Source organism: Kribbella aluminosa (genome assembly GCF_017876295.1).
GTDB lineage: Bacteria > Actinomycetota > Actinomycetes > Propionibacteriales > Kribbellaceae > Kribbella > Kribbella aluminosa.
On sequence record NZ_JAGINT010000001.1, the window covers coordinates 2,196,338 to 2,214,431 of the forward strand.

Genomic DNA, 18,094 nt, shown 5'->3' on the forward strand with positions numbered 1-18,094 from the left:
GATCGATGCATCCCGAAGGTGTTTTGCGCACCCGGGCCTTGTACGGTGTCCCGGTGCGAGCGATACGACGATTCTCCGTCCGCCCTGTTCTCCCCGAGCCGCTGACCGGCCTGGGTACCCTGGTGAACAATCTCCGCTGGGCCTGGCATCCCGAGACGCAGGACGTCTTCGAGGCCGTGGACCCGCAGCTGTGGCGGAGCACCGGCGGTGACCCGGTCAAGCTGCTCGGTGAGGTCCCGGCGGCCCGGCTCGACGAGCTGGCCAACGACCACGCCTTCCTGCGCCGGCTGGAACTCGCAGTCGCCGACCTGGACGGCTACGTGACCGACGACGGGTGGTTCCAGACCGCGGGCGGTTCACCGCTCGACGCGGTCGCGTACTTCTCCCCGGAGTTCGGCATCACCCACGTGCTGCCGCAGTACTCCGGCGGTCTCGGCATCCTCGCCGGTGACCACCTGAAGGCGGCCAGCGACCTCGGCGTACCGCTGATCGGCGTCGGCCTGCTGTACCGGCACGGATACTTTGCCCAGTCGCTGAACCGTGAGGGCTGGCAGCAGGAGCGTTACCCCCTGGTGGATCCGGACGGGCTGCCGATCAGCCTGCTCCGGGATGGTGACGCTCCCGCGACCGTGACGCTGAGCCTGCCGGGCAACCGCGAGCTGCACGCGCAGATCTGGGTCGCCCAGGTCGGTCGCGTGCCGCTGCTGATGCTCGACTCCGACATCGAGGAGAACGAGCCGTCCGAGCGCGAGGTGACCGACCGGCTGTACGGCGGTTCCACCGAGCACCGGCTGCTCCAGGAGCTGCTGCTCGGCGTCGGCGGTGTCCGCGCGGTCCGCACGTACTGCCGGATCACCGGTCACGCGGCGCCCGAGGTGTTCCACACCAACGAGGGGCACGCCGGTTTCCTCGGCGTCGAGCGGATCCGCGAGCTGGCCGCCGAGCAGGACCTGGACTTCGACACCGCGCTCGAGGTCAACCGCGGCGGCACCGTGTTCACCACCCACACGCCGGTCCCGGCCGGTATCGACCGGTTCCCGGTCGAGCTGATCCAGCAGCACTTCTCCGCCGACGTGTTCGGCCCGGAGGTCCCGATCGAGCGGATCCTCGAGCTCGGCGCCGAGGACTTCGAGGGCGGCGACCCGGCGCTGTTCAACATGGCGATCATGGGCCTGCGGCTGGCGCAGCGCGCGAACGGTGTCTCGAAGCTGCACGGTGTGGTCAGCCGCGGGATGTTCGCCGGGCTGTGGCCGAGCTTCGACGCGGTCGACGTACCGATCACCTCGATCACCAACGGCGTGCATGCGCCGACGTGGGTGGCGCGTGAGGTGCACGACCTGACGTACGCGAACTACACCGCCGACGGCGACTCGGTGTTCGAGGGTCTGGACAAGACCACGGACGCGCAGATCTGGGAGACCAAGCGGCTGCTCCGCCAGCGGTTCATCGACGACACCCGGTCGCGGGTGCGGCAGTCCTGGATCAACCGCGGCGCGAGCGAGGCCGAGCTCGGCTGGGTCGACTCGATCCTGGACCCGGACGTGCTGACGATGGGCTTCGCCCGGCGGGTTCCGTCGTACAAGCGGCTGACGCTGATGCTGCGCGACCCGGAGCGGCTGAAGTCGCTGCTGCTGCACCCGGAGCGTCCGGTGCAGATCGTGATCGCCGGCAAGGCGCACCCGCACGACGAGGGCGGCAAGAAGCTCATCCAGGAGATGGTGCGGTTCGCCGACGACCCGGAGGTGCGGCACCGGATCGTGTTCGTGCCGGACTACGACATCGCGCTCGCGCAGCCGATGTACCCGGGCACCGACGTCTGGCTGAACAACCCGCTCCGCCCGTACGAGGCGTGCGGCACGTCCGGTATGAAGGCCGCGCTGAACGGTGGACTCAACCTGTCCATCCGCGACGGGTGGTGGGACGAGTGGTACGACGACGAGTTCGGCTGGGCGATCCCGTCCGCCGAAGGGATCGAGGACACCGACCGCCGCGACGACCTCGAGGCGCACGCGCTGTACGACCTGATCGAGAAGCAGGTCGCGCCGCGCTTCTACGACGGTGACGTGCCGACCCGCTGGATCGAGATGCTCCGGCACACGATCAAGGAGCTCGGCCCGAAGGTGCTCGCCACCCGGATGGTCAAGGACTACGTCGAGCAGCTGTACGTCCCGGCCGCGCAGTCGTCCCGGGCGCTGAACTCGACGTACGAGGGCGCCCGCGAGCTGGCCGCGTGGAAGCGGAAGGTCCGGGCGGCTTGGCCGCAGATCCGGGTCGACCACGTGGAGCTCCAGGGCCTCGGCGACGTACCGCAGCTCGGCACCACGGTCGGCATCCGCGCCTTCGCGGCGCTCGGCGACCTGGAACCGTCCGACATCTGCGTCGAGGTGCTGCACGGCCGGGTCGACACGAACGACGAGATCACCGACCCGGTCCGTACGACGCTGTCGCTGGCCGAGACCTACGAGGGCAACCGGCACCGGTACGACGGTGAACTGAAGCTCGACCGCACCGGCCCGTTCGGCTACACGGTCCGCGTCGTCCCGAACCACAAGGGCCTCGCCTCCGTCGCCGAACTCGGCCTCGCCGCCGGCCCGTCCGACCCGGACGACCCGACCACCCCCGACCTCCCCGCCGGCTCGGAGTTCTGAGCCACCCCACAAAAAAGACACGCCCCCGCCTGCCTCACCAGGCGGGGGCGTTACTGCACGTCCACCCAGGCTAGGGTCTGCAAATGCGCAAGATCTGGGCGGCAGCCGCCTGCGCTCTGCTTGTGACGGCCTGCGGTAGTGAAACGGCACCGGGTTCGAAACCTTCGGCGAGTGCGTACTGGGTGACGCCGTCACCGGCCTCGTCTCGCCCGACAGTGCCGTCGACGCCGGGCCGCGACCAGGGCGAGCGCGATCGCGACCGACAGGTAGCAGGCCGATCGCCGCGAGCGCGGGCGTCCAGCGGTGGTCGAGGACCGCCGCATCCGGGTCGACCACCTCTTCGAGAAACTCCGCCTGATTTCGCGAACTGACCGCTTTCCGGAAACAAACCCGCAGCCCGCGACGAAGATGTTCCGGGAACCTACGCGAGGTCCACCCAGGCGAACGGCGGTCTGCCGGCCGGGGAGGTGACGAACGACCTGCCGGCGAAGGTCAGGCCGGGATCGGTCCGGTACAGCTCCTCGGCCTCCTTCGCGGCGGCCTCGTCTCCGTTGTCAGCGGCAACCATCAGCCGAGCGATCCGGTCGGTGCCCTCGACGTCCGCGCCGTCGAGCGTGCCGGACATGCTGCCCCAGTTGTCCCACAGCAGCAGCTCGTCGCCGTTCAGGTGCGCGAGCTGGTAGTGCACGTAGGTACGAATGAACCACCCGCCGTGCAGCTTCAGCGGCGCCTCCGGGTTGGCGTCGGCGCCGTACAGGTCCCCGTTCAGCTCCCCGGCCCGGTACCCCAGCCACACCTCGGCCGCCGACCGGAACGGCCCGGCCGGGAGGTCTGCGACCTCGAAGGGAACAGTGCCAGGCTCCAGCTGGGCGTCGATCATCACCCATCGGTCGCTGTTCCAGTACTCCGCGACCACGTGATCGTTGTTGAACCCCTCGGTGAAGTAGTCCGCGAACCCGACCCGGCTGCGCGCCGGAATCCCCTTGTGTCGCAGGGCCGCCACGAACAGCAGCGTGTAGTCGCGGCAGCAGCCGACCACCCGGTCCACCGGCTCCCGCGGCACGGCAAGCGGCGTACCGTTGCGTTTCTGGTCGGTGTCCAGGATCGCCGACACCCAGCGGCTGTCGATCTCGGCTAGCTGTTCGCCGGTGAACTCGATGCCGCCGCCGCGGTAGTGGATCACCAGGTTGCGCACCACCGCGGCGATACCTGCGACGTCGTCCGGCAGCGCGTCGAACAGTCCGGCGTGGACGCCGGGGTCGCTGAACCGGCTCTGGATCGCGTAGTCCATCAGAAAGTCCCTTCGTGGACGGGCAGAGCGTGAACGGGCAGAGCGAGAACGGGCAGGGCGATGTCGACGGCCGGCTGGTCGCGGGGGAGCAGGTGGCAGTCGGGGAGGTACACCTCGCGCGGTGGTCCGGCCTCGGGGAGGCCGTGCGCGCGGGTGTGGTCGTAGACGAGGTCGTACGCGAGCATGATCCGCGGGTACACGCACTCGTCCATCGTGATCGTGCAGTACGCCTCGCGGTGCGCGGGCTCGACCCGGATCCCGATCCGGCCGGACGGGTCGACCAGCCCGTCGAACGGGACGCAGACCTCGACCGTCGCCTCGGCCTCGGGCGTGACCGCGCCGTGGTAGATGACCCACGACCCGACGGTCGCGCTCGCCCCGGCGGCCCGCAGGTACGTGAGGATCTCGTCGGTGCAGGTCACGATCACCCCGATCAGCTGCTGCTGGTCGGTGTCGGCGCGGATGCTCGCGATCTTGGTCGCCGGTACGTCGCGGGTGTGCACCGGGCGGGGCGTGAGCCCCGGCGTACCGGATCGGGCGAGCCGGTCGCGCAGGTACTGGAACGTCGCCCGTCGCGCCGCGGTGGTCGCCTCCTCGGCGGCCCACCACCGGTCGAGCCGGATCATCGCGGCCTCGTCGCTGCCGGCGAGTACTTCGGTGATCGTGGCCAGCGGCATGTCCAGCTGTCGCAGCACGCTGATCCGGCGCGCCCGCTCGAGCTGCTCCTCGTCGTACCGCCGGTAGCCGTTGGCCGGATCGACTTCCGCCGGAGCCAGCAGCCCGGACACGTCGTACAGCCGCAAGGCCTTCAACGAAAGCCCGGCTCGTCGCCCGAACTCACTGATCGTCAACACGAGCCCATCAAACCCTCTGCCCCTAGGGCAGAGTAAAGGGGAACGGTCTCACGTCCGGTTGCACCCATCCGGTGCGTGCGTCCGGGGTCGCGAGCGTGTGCGAGTTGTAGAAGTGCGTCAGTAGGCGTTTGTTCAGGAGGCCCGGGTTCCGCTCGACGAGCTGGTCGAAGCTCTCGGTGGGTGCCTCGTTCATGTGGTACGCCGTCAACTCGACCCAGGCCCGGCTCACGGTGGCGTTGTACTTCTGCGGCGCTCCGGCGTACCGGGCGGTCCGCCGGATGCCGTCGCTGATCAGGTCCACCGCGTCGGCCGTTCCGCAGCGGCGTACCGCGAGCCAGGTCAGGCGGACGTGCTCGCGATGACCGAACCGTTCGGCGGTCGACATCACTTCGCTCATCAGTTCCTCGAACGTGCTCATCTCCTCACGGTCGGGATCTGCGGGCCGGATCGCAACCGAGTTATCGCGAGGGGGTTGCATTAGTGACGGTAACGATATATCGTTAGTGTCATGAAGAATATCGAGGAGGATATTATGAACACCCCCAACGAACTCCGTGGTCGCGGACGCGGCCACCAGCACCCCCGTCGCGGAGGACCGCGAATGGGAGAAGGCATGCCGATGCACCGTGGCCGAGGAGGCCGCGGGCCTGGACGTGGTGCGGGACGTGGCGCAGGCCGCGGCCGGGCTCCGCGCGGCGATGTCCGAACGGCCGTCCTGATGCTGCTCGCCGAGGAGCCGATGCACGGCTACCAGTTGATGCAGGCCATCGCCGACCGCAGCGACGGGCGCTGGACCCCCAGCCCCGGCGCGATCTACCCGACCATCAACCAGCTGGAGGACGAGGGCCTGGTCACCGTGACCGCGGAAGCCGGCCGCAAGCTCGTCACACTGACCGACGCCGGACGCGAGTACGTCGAAGGACGTCGCGACACGTCGACCGACCCGTTCGCGGCGTTCGCGAACACCTCACCCGGGGCCGACCTGCGAGGGCTGCTCGAGGAGCTGCACTCGGCGACCCGGCAGGTCGCGCGGAGTGGCTCGGAGGAGCAGCGGGCCGCGGCCGCCAAGATCCTGGCCGACGCCCGCCGCTCCCTCTACCTGCTGCTCGCCGACACTCCGGCCACCCCGACGGATCCCGAAGCCTGAGATCCAGGTCACCCCGGGGAGAGCTCTTAGGAGCTGAGTACGCCGGACGGAAGTGCGGCGAGCAGGGCGTCGGCGTGGCGTCGGTAGCCGAGGTTGTTCGGGTGGAACGCGTCCGGTGCGAGCATGCCGCGCCACGGTGGCCGCGCGTACCGCGACACCTCAGCAACCGGCAGCCCGCGGGACGTGGCCGTGTTGCTGATCAGCTGGTTGATGCCGGACACGTACGGGCTCACAGCGCCCCCGATCCGCCAGAGCCGGTCAGGAACGGTCAGGTCCATCACGACCGAGGAAGTGGGCAGCCGGTCGATCACCTGGCGCAGGTGGTCCCGGAACCGCTTCGGCGGGGTGGCCAGGATGTCGTTGTTGCCGATCCCGCAGGTGACGAGTGCCGGCTTCAGCCCGTCCAGGAACGGCAGCTGGTCCTCCAGTACGTGCCTGGTCTGTGCACCGGATCGCGACAGGTTCAGCACTCGCCAGGGCGTCCCCTTGCGGCGTAGGGCGTTCAGCACCTGTCCGACATACCCGTTCAGTGGTGAGGAAGCCCCCAGGCCCTGTGCGGTCGAGTCACCCAGCACGACCCACAACGGGCCGTCGCCGGAGAGCGCAGCGGCGTTCTGCCGGGTCCAGTAGTCCGCGTACGTCCGCGCTTGCACGTCGACGTACGCCACACCGTCCACCCAGCGCTGGAGCGACAGCCGGGAGCTGGTGCGCTCGGCCTCTCCCCAGCGCATGATCGCGCGGTGCAGCGCCCCGATCGGTGTGGTCAACTTCGGTCCCCCCAGAGGTGAACAGCAGGTGACCGAAGAATGTACAGGCGGAAGGTTAACGACTCCTGTGACGACTCAGAGCGCGCGGAGCAGTACCAGGCAGCGTGGTGCGAGCGGCACCGTCGCACCGGCCTCCACCTCGGTCACCATGCTCTTGCTGGTGTCCAGCACCACCTCGTACGCCGGAGCCCAGGAGGCATCCGGTACGACGACGTTCCGGATCTCGGGCGTCGCGTTCAGCGCGAGCAGGAACGAGCTGTCGGTGAGCGCGTTGCCCTCCGCGTCGGTCGCCCGCAACGCGTCGCCGCGCAGGAACATCCCGATCGTCCGCAGGTTCCCGTCGAACCAGTCCGCGTCGGTCATCTCACCGCCCTGCGGCGCGATCCACGAGAGGTCCTTACGACCGCCCGGTACGTCGGGCTGCCCGGAGAAGTAGTGCCACTGCCGCAGGGCCGGGTGCGCAGCCCTCAGCGCGATGAGCTTCTTCGTCAGGTCGAGCTGATCCGACCACGCGGCCGGCAACGACCAGTCGAACCAGGAGATCTCGTCGTCCTGGCAGTACGCGTTGTTGTTGCCGTCCTGGGTCCGCCCGCACTCGTCCCCGGCGGTGATCATCGGTACACCGGTCGAAAGGATCAGCGTGGACATCAGGTTCGCCATCTGCCGCTTGCGCAGGGTGATCACGCCGGGGTCGTCGGTCTCGCCCTCGACACCGCAGTTCCAGGATCGGTTGTCGTCGGTGCCGTCCCGGTTGTCCTCGTGGTTCGCCTCGTTGTGCTTGTGGTCGTAGCTGACCAGGTCCCGGAGCGTGAACCCGTCGTGGGCGGTGACGAAGTTGATCGAGGCGTACGGGTACCGGCCGTCGTCGCCGTACAGGTCGCTGGATCCGGAGAGCCGGTACGCGAGGTCCTTCACGCCGTCGGAGGTGTTCCGCCAGACGTCGCGGACGCTGTCGCGGAACTTGCCGTTCCACTCCGACCACGGCGTACCGAAGTTGCCGACCTGGTAGCCGAACGGGCCGACGTCCCACGGCTCGGCGATCAGCTTGACCCGGCCGAGGACCGGGTCGGCCGCGACCTCGGCGAGGAACGGGTGGTCCGGGATGTCGACCTCGTGCCGCTCGTTCCGGACCAGCGTCACGGCCAGGTCGAACCGGAACCCGTCGACGCCCATCTCCTCGACCCAGTAGCGCAGCGAGTCCATGACCAGCCGCCGTACCTGCGGGTGCGAGGTGTCGACGGAGTTGCCCGTGCCGGTCACGTCGTACATGGCGGCACCGTGCGAGAGCCGGTAGTACGCGCGGTTGTCGATGCCGCGGAAGCTCAGCGTCGGCCCGTCGAAGCCGCCCTCGGCCGTGTGGTTGTAGACCACGTCCAGGATCACTTCGATGCCCGCGGCATGGAACGCGGCGACCATCGCCTTGAACTCGGTCACCTGCTCGCCGCGCGAACCCGAGGACGAGTACGGCGCGTGCGGGGCGAAGAACCCGAGCGTGTTGTAGCCCCAGTAGTTCGGCAGCCCGCGCGCCGCGATCGACGGCTCGGTGAGGAAATGGTGGATCGGCAACAGCTCCACCGACGTGACACCGAGATCCGTCAGATACTTGATCACCGACGGATGGGCGAGCCCCGCGTACGTCCCGCGCTGCTGCTCGGGCACGTCCGGGTGCAGCTTCGTGAACCCCTTCGTGTGCAGCTCGTAGATGACGGTCTCGCCCCAGTGCACCGGCTTGCTGATCGGCGGCGGCGGCTCCGAGTCCGCGACCACCACACCGACCGGCACGTGCCCGGCCGAGTCACCGTCGGACGAGTCGTAGATCAACGGACTACCGAAGTCGAGCTCACCGTCGATGGCCCGCGCGTACGGATCGAGCACCAGCTTCGACGGATCGAACCGCAGCCCGTGCGACGGATCGAACGGCCCGTGCACCCGGTACCCGTACCGCTGGCCCGCCCCGATCCCCGGCACGAACCCGGTCCAGAACTCACCCGTGTGCGCGAGATCCAGATTCCGCTGGCTGCCGTCGTCACCGATCAGCGCCAGCTCGACCCGCTCGGCCGCCGGCGCCCAGAGCGTGAAAGTCGTGCCATCGGTCTGGACCACTGCTCCCGGACGCGGACCGGTCTCGAGAGACAGGCCGGCGGCGCTCGGGGTTGTGGTCGCTTCGTGCACCGGCACATTCTGCATGGGTTGCTGTCAGTTCACGATAGTGAGGTGGTTTTGTTCGTGAGACGGTGGTTGCGAACGTCTCTGCGCAATGATACGCAAGGACTATTACTAATTCACCCACCTATGGGGATCACATGTCGGAAGAGCTTGCCGGTCTGACCGTCGGTCTGATCGGCGCGGGCAACATCTCGCACGTCCATGCCGCGTCCTGGAAGGCCGTCGGCGCGCGGGTGCTGGTGTATTCGCTCGAGGGGGCCGAAGTACTGGCGGAGCAGTACGGGCTGGAGGTCGTGCCGTCGCTGGACGCGGTACTGGCCGCGGCCGAGTTCGTCGACATCGTCACGCCGTCGGCGACCCACAAGGAGATCACGCTGGCCGCGATCAAGGCCGGGAAGAACGTCATCTGCGAGAAGCCGCTGACGCTCACTGCGGCCGATTCGCACGAGGTGATCGACGCGGCGGAGGCGGCCGGCGTCCGGCTGTACCCGGCGCACGTGGTGCGGTACTTCCCGGCGTACAAGGCGGCGTACGACGCGATCCAGGCCGGGCGGATCGGTGACGTCGCGGTCGCGCGGTTCTACCGGCAGGCGTCGTCGCCGGCCGGCGCGGGCTGGTACCGCGAGGTGGCCCGGTCGGGCGGCGTGATCATGGATCTGATGGTGCACGACCTGGACCAGGCCCGCTGGCTGTGCGGCGAGGTCAAGAGCGTGTACGCCGTACAGAACCCGCCGACCGTCGACGGCGTCAGCCCGGTGAACGTGGCCGCGCACGTGACGCTGACGCACGAGAACGGCGCGATCAGCCACTGCCGCGCGACCTGGGGTGCGACCGGTACGACGTTCCAGACCGGCTTCCAGGTGGCGGGCGCGAAGGGCGTCCTGAAGTTCAAGTCCGACGCCGACACCGGCTACAAGGACGAGCTGCAGGACGCCGCCGGCGGTGATCTGCTGATTCCGTCGTCGCTGGGGGAGAGCCCGTACCTGACGCAGCTGCGTGAGCTGGCGATCGGCCTGCGTGGTGGTCCGGAGCCACGGGTGCTGGCCTCCGACGGCGCGACCGCGGTCTACCTGGCCGAGGCGGCGCGCGCCTCGATGGAGTCGGGTCAGCCGATCGACATGAAGACGTTCGTCTCGACGGGAGCAGTGGCATGAGCCTGAAAGTTGCGATCGCGTCGTTCGCACACGTGCATGCGGGGTCGTACGCGCATCTGCTCGCGTCGATGCCGGATGTCGACGTACTGTCCGCCGACCCGGACGGTGCCGCGGCGCCGGATGCCGGTCCGCGCGGTGCTGCCTTTGCTGCGCAGTTCGGGATCCCGTACGTCGACACGTACGACGAGCTGTTCGCGTGGGGCCCGGACGCGGTGGTGGTGACGTCCGAGAACGCGGGTCACCGCGAGCTGGTGGAGCGGGCTGCAGCAGTCGGTGCGCACGTACTGTGCGAGAAGCCGCTGGCCACGCAGGTCGCCGACGGCGAGGCGATGCTCGCCGCGTGCGAGGCGGCCGGGACGATCCTGATGATCGCGTACCCGGTCCGGTTCGCGCCGTCGTACCTGCAGCTGCGGGCGAACGTCGAGGCCGGGCGGCTCGGTGACGTGTTCGCCGTACTGGGCACCAACAACGGGAAGATCCCGTACGACGCGCGCCAGTGGTTCACCGACGCCGAGCTGGCCGGCGGGGGAGCGCTGGTCGACCACACCGTGCACTGCGCGGACCTGATCGACGGGCTGACCGGCGGGGCGTCCGCGACCCGGGTGTACGCCGCGGCGAACCGGATCCTGCACCAGGACAAGAACGTCGAGGTCGAGACCGGTGGGCTGGTCACGATCAACTACGACAACGGGCTGCTGGCAACGATCGACTGCTCGTGGAGCGTGCCGGACAACGGCGCGACGTGGGGCGGCGTGTCGCTCCAGGTCACCGGTACCAACGGCTCTGTCGAGATCGAACCGTTCCTGGCCCACGTCGGCGGCACGGACCCCGCGGGCGAGGTCTTCCTCCCCATCGGCGGCAACCTGGACGAGTCCCTCCTGGACACCTTCCTCGACGCCGTCCGCACCACGGGTCCGGCGGTGTCCGGCCAGCCACCGGCCGTCGTACCCCAACCGGACGGAGCCGTAGGCCTCCGCACCCTGAAGATCGTCGACGCCGCCCGCCGCTCCGCCACCTCCGGCCAAGCAGTGGACGTGTAACACTCACCAACCCGCCCCGGACGGCCGTCGCGCACGCTCAGCGGCGGTCGTCCGGCTCGTTTGCACGGGGTTTGATGAGTGGTGGGTGTCCGCATCCGGTACCGTTCCCCGGGATGTGACCGACGGGTAGAGGAGCGAGTGATGGGCGAGTTCGTCAACCTGACCGTGAGTGAGGGTGTCGGCACGATCCGGCTGGACCGGCCGAAGATGAACGCGCTGAACGTCCAGGTGCAGGAGGAGATCCGCGTCGCGGCTCTCGAGGCCACCGCCGACGACGACGTACGCGCTGTCGTCATCTACGGCGGTGAGCGGGTCTTCGCCGCCGGCGCGGACATCAAGGAGATGGCCGACATGTCGTACGCCGACATGGTCAAGCGCTCCGGCCCGCTGCAGTCCGCCCTGACCGCGGTCGCCGCGATCCCGAAGCCGACGGTCGCCGCGATCACCGGGTACGCGCTCGGCGGCGGGTGTGAGCTCGCGCTCTGCACCGACTACCGGATCGCCGCCGACGACGCCAAGCTCGGCCAGCCGGAGATCCTGCTCGGCATCATCCCGGGCGCCGGCGGTACCCAGCGGCTGTCCCGCCTGATCGGCCCGTCCAAGGCCAAGGACCTGATCTACACCGGCCGCTTCGTCGACGCCGCCGAGTCCCTGCGGATCGGCCTGGTCGACAAGGTCGTCCCGGCCGCCGAGGTGTACGACGCCGCGGTCGCCTGGGCCGCGCAGTTCAGCGCCGGCGCTGCGATGGCCCTGCGCGCAGCCAAGGAGGCGGTCGACTCCGGCCTCGGCGTCGACCTGTCCACCGGGCTGGAGATCGAGCGCCAGCAGTTCGCCGCACTGTTCGCCACCGAGGACCGCACGATCGGGATGAAGTCCTTCGTCGAGAACGGCCCCGGCAAAGCCGAATTCAAGGGAAAGTGATGTCTGCAACAGAGAAGCCGGCCGCGTCCGCCGAGGATGTCGAGGCGGCCTGGAACGACAACAAGCTCGCCCAGGTCCTGTACCACGACTGGGAAGCCTCGACGTACGACGAGAAGTGGTCGATCTCGTACGACGAACGCTGCGTCGACTACGCCCGGGACCGCTTCACCGCGGTCGCCGGCAGCACCGGCTGGCCGTACGGCAAGACGCTCGAGATCGGCGCCGGCACCGGCTTCTTCACGCTGAACCTCAAGCTGGCCGGCGTCCTCGACGAGGCACACGTCACCGACCTTTCGCCCGGCATGGTCGAGGCCGCGAAGAAGAACGCGAAGACCCTCGGGTTCGCGATCGAGGGCAAGGTCGCCGACGCCGAGCAGCTCCCGTACGACGACAACACGTTCGACCTGGTGATCGGCCACGCGGTCATCCACCACATCCCGGACGTCGAGCTGGCGTTCCGCGAGATGCTCCGGGTCCTCAAGCCCGGCGGCCGGTTCGTGATCTGCGGCGAGCCCACCCGGTACGGCGACTTCGTGGCCCGGCGGCTGTCCCGCTTCACCTGGTGGGCGACCACCAACGTCACCAAGCTCCCGGCCCTGACACACTGGCGGCGCCCACAGGAGGAGCTGGACGAGTCGTCCCGGGCCGCTGCCCTGGAAGCGGTCGTGGACCTGCACACGTTCGACCCGGACACCCTGGCGCGGATGGCGACCCGGGCCGGCGCCACCGGCGTACACACGGTCACCGAGGAGCTGCTGGCCGCGTGGGTCGGGTGGCCGATCCGCACGTTCGAGGCCGCCGTACCGGAGCAGAAGCTCGGGTTCGGGTGGAGGATGTTCGCGTACAAGTCGTGGTTGCAGCTGTCCAAGGTCGACAAGGTGCTGTCCTCGGTCGTCCCGGACGAGCTGTACTACAACGTCTCGATCACCGGAGTAGCGAACAAGCAGTAGGGTGTGTCGATGCGGTTGCTGTCCGTGGCGAATCTGCGCTGGGTGGTGCGCCATCGGGCGTGGACGCCGTACTACCTGAAGCGCTACTGGCGGTTCGCCTGGTTCAGGGTGCGCCATCCGCAGGTGATCACCGAGGGGTTCGTGTTCCTCGGCAAGCACCTGGAGATCGTGGCGCGGCCGGGGCACGGGCGGATCGTGCTCGGCCGCTGGGTGCACCTCGGCGACGAGACCCGGCTGCGCGCGCACGAGGGCACGCTGCGGATCGGCGACAAGGTCGTGTTCGCCCGCGACGTCACGGTGAACTGCTACCTGGATGTGGAGATCGGTGCGTCGACGCTGATCGCGGACTGGACGTACATCTGCGACTTCGACCACAAGACCGAGGACCTGGACCTGCCGATCAAGGACCAGGGGCTGGTGAAGTCGCCGGTCCGGATCGGGCCGGACTGCTGGCTGGCGACCAAGGTCACGGTCACCCGCGGCGCCGACATCGGCCGCGGGGCGGTGATCGGCGCGAACAGTGTTGCCCGCGGCAACATCCCGGCGTACGCCGTGGCGGCCGGCGTACCGGCGAAGGTGCTCGCGGATCGGCGGACGCGCTACGTCGACGACGCTGCGCGACGCAAGTACCTGGCCGGCCTGGCCGACGCCAACGACCGCGCCGCGGAGGCCCTGAAGTCCGGTACGCCGCTGCCCGCGGCAGCCACGGAACTGGCGCCCGTCGAGGTGCCGATACCGCCGGTGGAGAAGCCTGCGAGCGTGGCGCCGGGGGATGCGGGCGGTGATGAGGTAGAAGCAGGTGGTGAAAAAGAGCGCCCCGAGGGGTTCTCAAGTTACTCACCAGTCGGGCACTATGGCCCCCACGTCCGGTCGGACGCCCACGACCGGATGCGCATCGGAGAGGAGAAGTAGCGTGGCTGACCAGGCCGAGGCTACCGAGCAGGCCGCCCGGTCGCCGCTGGACCAGGCCGCGGCCGACGGTTCGATCACCCAGGCGCGGACCCGTGCGGTCGACCCGGTGCCGATCGTGCCCGACGCAGGGACCAGTTCAGTGGCCGGTTCAGGGGCCGGCAGCGCTACGTTGGAACCAGTGCTTGAAACGAACGAACCAGACATGGGCGTGAAGACCAGCGTGAACCCGGAAGCACCGATAGTTGACGGCTTGGGCGACGGAGCAGTGCACGACGGTACGGCGGTGGCGCCGGTCGCCGGCGCCCGCCGCCGGTTGTCACCGCGCCCGGTCCCGGTCAGCCGGCGGAGGACAGCGCCGGCTACCACGGACGAGGAACGGACCCCGGCTGAGGAGATGGACGACGTGGGTACGCAGGACGACAAGGCGGCCGCGACCAAGACTGCCCGGCCGAAGACGGCCGCGGAGATCGTGGCCGAGCAGCGGGCGCGGGAGAAGGCAGCGGCCGAAGGCCCGGCAGCGGCGAGCTCGGAGGATGCCGCTGCCGGTACGCCGGCCGCTGCCACCGATGCCGCGCAGGACGCCGGCGCTCCGCAGGCGGACAAGCCGGCCACGGGCGCGAGCGGTCCGGCCACGGGCGCGAGTGGTCCGGCGACGGCCGCGAGTGGTCCGGCGACGGGCGCCGTGGGCAAACCGGCCGCGAAGCCGTCCGGTGCCTCGGGCAACAAACCGCCGGTCTCGAAGAGCGGGTCCGCGGGTTCGGGCAAGGGCAAACAGGCGCTGACCTCGGTGGGGTCCGGCGTCCGCAAGCTGCGGAACCTGATCGCCTCGCTGATCTGGCTGATCGCGGTGCTCGCGGCCGCCGTACTGGCGCTGGGTGCACTGTTCACCGCGCTCGACCAGACCAACCAGAGCAACGAGATCGTGCGCTGGATCCTGGAGCGCGGGCATGACCTGGTGGGTCCGTTCAAGGACCTGTTCCGGCTGCAGACCGCGAAGAACACCCTGCTGGTGAACTGGGGGATCGCGGCGCTGGTCTACCTGATCGCCGGCAAGATCGTCGAGAAGCTCATCCGACCCTAGTTCTTCGGTAGAGCCACGAGGACGAGATCGAGAGATTCGTCCAGGTCCCCTGGACGGATCTCGAAGTCCTCGTACGTCGTACTCCGCACGAGCCCGGCCAGGTCGTCGTCCCACTGGTCGTGCTCGGTGGCGAGCTGTGCGTCCACACACGAGCCGTACTGCGTCTCCCAGGACGTCAGCCGGTCGCCGTGGTAGAGCCCGAGCGCGTGCGTGATGTCGAAGTACGGCTCGAGCAGCTCGACGAACTCGGCAGCGGTCAGCTCACGCGTGTGGTACCAGTTACCGCTCGGGAACGTCAGACGGTTCGGCGTACTGAGGACCAAGGTGCCTTGGGGTGCGAGGATCCGGGCGCACTCGGCGACGAACCGTGGCTGCTCCCACAGGTGCTCGATCGTCTGCAGTGACGTGACGGTCGTGAAGGCCCGATCGGCGAACGGCGTCTGCACCAGATTGCCTTGGGCGACATTGACCTGTGGATAAACGCGGCGGACGTGCCGCAACGTCGTATCTTCATAGTCGAGTCCGGTCACGGAGCTCGCCCCGGCCCGCCGGAGCAGCTCCGCACCGTAGCCCTCGCCGCAGCCGGCGTCGAGGACCCGGCCGCCCGGCCCGATCGGCAGGTTGGCCGTGATCCAGCGATAAGCGGCATCATGGCGCGCGAACCAGTAGTTCTCGTGCCAGATCCCGGGCGCGGTCCGCTCGCCGGTCAGCGGTAACGTCTCGGTCACCGACTCAGACTAGTCGTGCCGGAGACTGTGATGGGACTCGCATGCAGCTCATGTTTCTCGTGAGTAACATCCATGGCAGGCTTGGAGAGACCGTTAACCAGAAGGGGTCCCACACGCTATGAAGATCGTCGTCTGCGCGAAGTTCGTGCCGGATGCCACGGCGGACCGCCGGTTCCGTTCGGAGGACAACACGGTGGATCGTGCCGGTGTCGACGGGCTGCTGTCCGAGCTGGACGAGTATGCCGTCGAGACCGCGCTGACCGTGAAGGAGGCCGGGGGCTCAGAGGATGGTGAGGTGACGGTTCTCACGGTCGGTCCGGAGCAGGCTGCGGACGCGGTGAAGAAGGGTCTGCAGATGGGTGCCGATGCCGGAGTCCATGTTCTTGATGACGCGATCCATGGTTCGGACGCGGTGGCCACGTCGCTGATCTTGGCGAAGGCGCTGGCCAAGTTGGAGGCGGACCTGGTCGTGTTCGGGATGGGGTCGACCGACGGCGGGATGGGAGTGGTTCCGGCGATGGTGTCGGAGCGGCTCGGGTTGCCGGCCGTGACGCTCGGCTCAGAGGTGACCGTCGAGGGTCAGACGGTGCGGATCCGCCGTGACGGGGACACCGCGAGCGAGACGATCGAGGGCACGCTGCCGCTGGTGCTGTCGGTGTCGGACCAGGCCAACGAGCCGCGGTACCCGTCGTTCAAGGGCATCATGGCCGCGAAGAAAAAGCCGGTCGAGACCTGGTCGCTGGCCGACCTCGAGCTGACCGCCGACCAGGTGGGTGGGTCGAGTGCGTGGACCGAGGTGGTCGAGGTGACCGCCCGCCCGGCGCGCACGGCCGGCACGATCGTCACCGACGACGACGGCAGCGGCGCTGCCGAGCTGGTCGAGTTCCTGTCCACGAACAAGTTCCTCTGAGGGGGCGGCTGAGTTATGTCGAACGTTCTGGTTCTGGTTGACCACGCCGCGGGCGCGGTCCGCAAGACGACCGCCGAGCTCCTCACCATCGCCCGCCGCCTCGGCGACCCGGTCGCGGTGTTCATCGGCGAGGGTGTTTCCGAGGCGCTGCCGGCGCTCGGGCAGTACGGCGCTGTGAAGGTGATCGCGCTGTCGAACCCGGAGCTCGGGCAGTTCCTGGTGGCGCCGAAGGCGGAGGCGCTGGCGCAGGTGGCGGCGAAGGTGGAGCCGTCGGCGATCCTGATCTCGTCGAACGCCGAGGGCAAGGAAATCGCCGCGCGGCTCGCGGTCAAGCTGGACTCCGGCCTGATCACCGACGCTGTCGACGTCGAGGCCGGTGATGGTGGTCCGGTGACGACGCAGTCGGTGTTCGCGGGGAACTTCACTGTGCAGGCGAAGGTGACCCACGGGACGCCGATCATCACGGTCAAGCCGAACGCGGCCACCCCCGAAGCGGCACAGACGTCGCCGGAGGTGGAGGAGTTCGACGTGACGATCTCCGACACCGCGAAGACCGCAAAGATTGTTGAGTCGAAGCCGCGCGAGGCCACCGGCCGCCCGGAGCTGACCGAGGCCGCGATCATCGTGTCCGGCGGCCGTGGCACCGGCGGCGACTTCGGCCCGATCGAAGCCTTCGCCGACTCCCTCGGCGCAGCAGTCGGCGCCTCCCGCGCCGCCGTCGACTCCGGCTGGTACCCGCACGCCTACCAGGTCGGCCAAACCGGCAAAACCGTCTCCCCCCAGCTGTACGTCGCAGCCGGCATCTCCGGCGCCATCCAGCACCGCGCCGGCATGCAAACCTCCAAAACCATCATCGCCATCAACAAAGACCCCGAAGCCCCCATCTTCGAACTCGTCGACTTCGGCGTCGTAGGCGACCTCCACAAAGTCCTCCCCACCGCCACCGAAGAAGTAACCAAACGCAAGTCGTAACCCCCACCCGAAGGCCCGGCCCGGTCCCCCCGGCCCGGGCCTTCGCCTTGCCGGTTTCTCCCGGTGCCGGGGCGTTGGCCTTGCCGGGTTGTCCCGGTCCCGGGCGTTGGCATTGCCGGGTTTGTCCCGGTGCCGTGCACTCGCCTTGCCGGTTTCTGCCGGAGCCGTGCCCTCGCCCTGCCTGTCCGCTATCGGCCCCGTCCGGTAGGCGCAACCTCAGGGTCGACCGGCTCATGGGTTGGACGTGCGGGTCGCAAGGGCGGCCGACGCCCAGCCCGTCCGCCGTTCCGGCGAGCGCGCTCAAGGGCCGGTCAGACCGTGGAAGTTTCTCCGCCACCCACGAGCAGAGCCCCATCAAGCCCGTCCACCGGCCACACGAGCCGCCCGTCCGTCCGCCGGGCCGCCGGGCCACCTGTGCACCGGGCCCTCCCGTGCCACCAGGCCTCCCGTGCTACCGGGCCGCCCTGCCATCGGGCCACGCGTCCACCGAGCCACCCATGTCCACCCGGCCACCGATGTCCACCGGGCCACCCGTCCACTCGGCCGCGGGGCC

General features: G+C 69.1%; 17 protein-coding genes. 11 read left to right on the forward strand and 6 right to left on the reverse strand.

Translation table 11 applies throughout. The annotated features are described in order from the left end of the window. Window positions 1-53: 53 nt before the first annotated feature. On the forward strand, window positions 54-2,648 hold the full coding sequence (gene glgP / locus JOF29_RS10680) for an alpha-glucan family phosphorylase (RefSeq protein ID WP_209694046.1): 2,595 nt from the start codon (window positions 54-56) through the stop codon (window positions 2,646-2,648). A gap of 421 nt (window positions 2,649-3,069) precedes the next feature. Here glgP and JOF29_RS10685 read toward each other — a convergent pair whose 3' ends face one another. From JOF29_RS10685 to JOF29_RS10695, 3 genes are read right to left on the reverse strand one after another with little or no spacing between them, the layout of a single operon-like run. Beyond that, window positions 3,070-3,939 (reverse strand): transglutaminase-like domain-containing protein, encoded by an 870-nt coding sequence (locus JOF29_RS10685; RefSeq protein ID WP_209694047.1) that lies wholly within the window; start codon window positions 3,937-3,939, stop codon window positions 3,070-3,072. Further along, on the reverse strand, window positions 3,939-4,793 hold the full coding sequence (locus tag JOF29_RS10690; protein ID WP_209694048.1) for a MerR family transcriptional regulator: 855 nt from the start codon (window positions 4,791-4,793) through the stop codon (window positions 3,939-3,941). The genes JOF29_RS10685 and JOF29_RS10690 overlap by 1 nt, the downstream gene beginning before the upstream one ends. Window positions 4,794-4,815: 22 nt before the next feature. Then, the gene (locus JOF29_RS10695; RefSeq protein WP_209694049.1) at window positions 4,816-5,211 is read right to left on the reverse strand and encodes a hypothetical protein; all 396 of its coding nucleotides are present in this window, start codon (window positions 5,209-5,211) and stop codon (window positions 4,816-4,818) included. Window positions 5,212-5,347: 136 nt separating this feature from the next. On the opposite strand from JOF29_RS10695, the gene JOF29_RS10700 reads away from it, so the two are divergent. Both JOF29_RS10700 and JOF29_RS10705 read left to right on the forward strand, forming a co-directional pair. Next, a complete protein-coding gene (locus JOF29_RS10700) occupies window positions 5,348-5,512 on the forward strand; it encodes a hypothetical protein (protein WP_209694050.1) in 165 nt (54 codons plus the stop codon). Next, on the forward strand, window positions 5,512-5,940 hold the full coding sequence (locus tag JOF29_RS10705) for a PadR family transcriptional regulator (protein ID WP_209694051.1): 429 nt from the start codon (window positions 5,512-5,514) through the stop codon (window positions 5,938-5,940). The genes JOF29_RS10700 and JOF29_RS10705 overlap by 1 nt, the downstream gene beginning before the upstream one ends. Window positions 5,941-5,966: 26 nt before the next feature. On the opposite strand, the gene JOF29_RS10710 is transcribed toward JOF29_RS10705, so the two are convergent. Both JOF29_RS10710 and glgX read right to left on the reverse strand, forming a co-directional pair. Further along, window positions 5,967-6,707, reverse strand: a complete 741-nt coding sequence (locus tag JOF29_RS10710; RefSeq protein ID WP_209694052.1) for an SGNH/GDSL hydrolase family protein — start codon at window positions 6,705-6,707, stop codon at window positions 5,967-5,969. A gap of 75 nt (window positions 6,708-6,782) precedes the next feature. Beyond that, window positions 6,783-8,879: a glycogen debranching protein GlgX gene (glgX, locus tag JOF29_RS10715; protein WP_307863250.1), complete on the reverse strand. Its 2,097-nt coding sequence runs from the start codon at window positions 8,877-8,879 to the stop codon at window positions 6,783-6,785. Window positions 8,880-9,010: 131 nt separating this feature from the next. On the opposite strand from glgX, the gene JOF29_RS10720 reads away from it, so the two are divergent. The 6 genes from JOF29_RS10720 to JOF29_RS10745 all read left to right on the forward strand — a co-directional run bounded on the left by JOF29_RS10720 (window position 9,011) and on the right by JOF29_RS10745 (window position 14,931). Further along, complete coding sequence (locus JOF29_RS10720) at window positions 9,011-10,027, forward strand: Gfo/Idh/MocA family protein (RefSeq protein ID WP_209694054.1); 1,017 nt, start codon at window positions 9,011-9,013, stop codon at window positions 10,025-10,027. Further along, complete coding sequence (locus JOF29_RS10725; protein ID WP_209694055.1) at window positions 10,024-11,067, forward strand: Gfo/Idh/MocA family protein; 1,044 nt, start codon at window positions 10,024-10,026, stop codon at window positions 11,065-11,067. The genes JOF29_RS10720 and JOF29_RS10725 overlap by 4 nt, the downstream gene beginning before the upstream one ends. A gap of 141 nt (window positions 11,068-11,208) precedes the next feature. Beyond that, complete coding sequence (locus JOF29_RS10730; RefSeq protein ID WP_209694056.1) at window positions 11,209-11,988, forward strand: enoyl-CoA hydratase/isomerase family protein; 780 nt, start codon at window positions 11,209-11,211, stop codon at window positions 11,986-11,988. Further along, window positions 11,988-12,938, forward strand: coding sequence for a class I SAM-dependent methyltransferase (locus tag JOF29_RS10735; protein ID WP_209694057.1), 951 nt, complete (start codon window positions 11,988-11,990; stop codon window positions 12,936-12,938). The genes JOF29_RS10730 and JOF29_RS10735 overlap by 1 nt, the downstream gene beginning before the upstream one ends. 9 nt (window positions 12,939-12,947) lie before the next feature. After that, the gene (locus tag JOF29_RS10740) at window positions 12,948-13,850 is read left to right on the forward strand and encodes an acyltransferase (RefSeq protein ID WP_209694058.1); all 903 of its coding nucleotides are present in this window, start codon (window positions 12,948-12,950) and stop codon (window positions 13,848-13,850) included. Window position 13,851: 1 nt separating this feature from the next. Further along, a complete protein-coding gene (locus tag JOF29_RS10745; RefSeq protein WP_209694059.1) occupies window positions 13,852-14,931 on the forward strand; it encodes a hypothetical protein in 1,080 nt (359 codons plus the stop codon). On the opposite strand, the gene JOF29_RS10750 is transcribed toward JOF29_RS10745, so the two are convergent. Next, window positions 14,928-15,659, reverse strand: a complete 732-nt coding sequence (locus JOF29_RS10750) for a class I SAM-dependent methyltransferase (RefSeq protein ID WP_209694060.1) — start codon at window positions 15,657-15,659, stop codon at window positions 14,928-14,930. The two genes, JOF29_RS10745 and JOF29_RS10750, sit on opposite strands and share 4 nt — an antisense overlap. A 118-nt stretch (window positions 15,660-15,777) precedes the next feature. Here JOF29_RS10750 and JOF29_RS10755 point away from each other — a divergent pair, with 118 nt between their 5' ends. Further along, window positions 15,778-16,569, forward strand: coding sequence for an electron transfer flavoprotein subunit beta/FixA family protein (locus JOF29_RS10755; RefSeq protein ID WP_209694061.1), 792 nt, complete (start codon window positions 15,778-15,780; stop codon window positions 16,567-16,569). Window positions 16,570-16,584: 15 nt separating this feature from the next. Further along, entirely contained in the window at window positions 16,585-17,541 is a 957-nt protein-coding gene (locus tag JOF29_RS10760; RefSeq protein ID WP_209694062.1) for an electron transfer flavoprotein subunit alpha/FixB family protein, read from the forward strand. The last annotated feature ends 553 nt before the right edge of the window (window positions 17,542-18,094 follow it).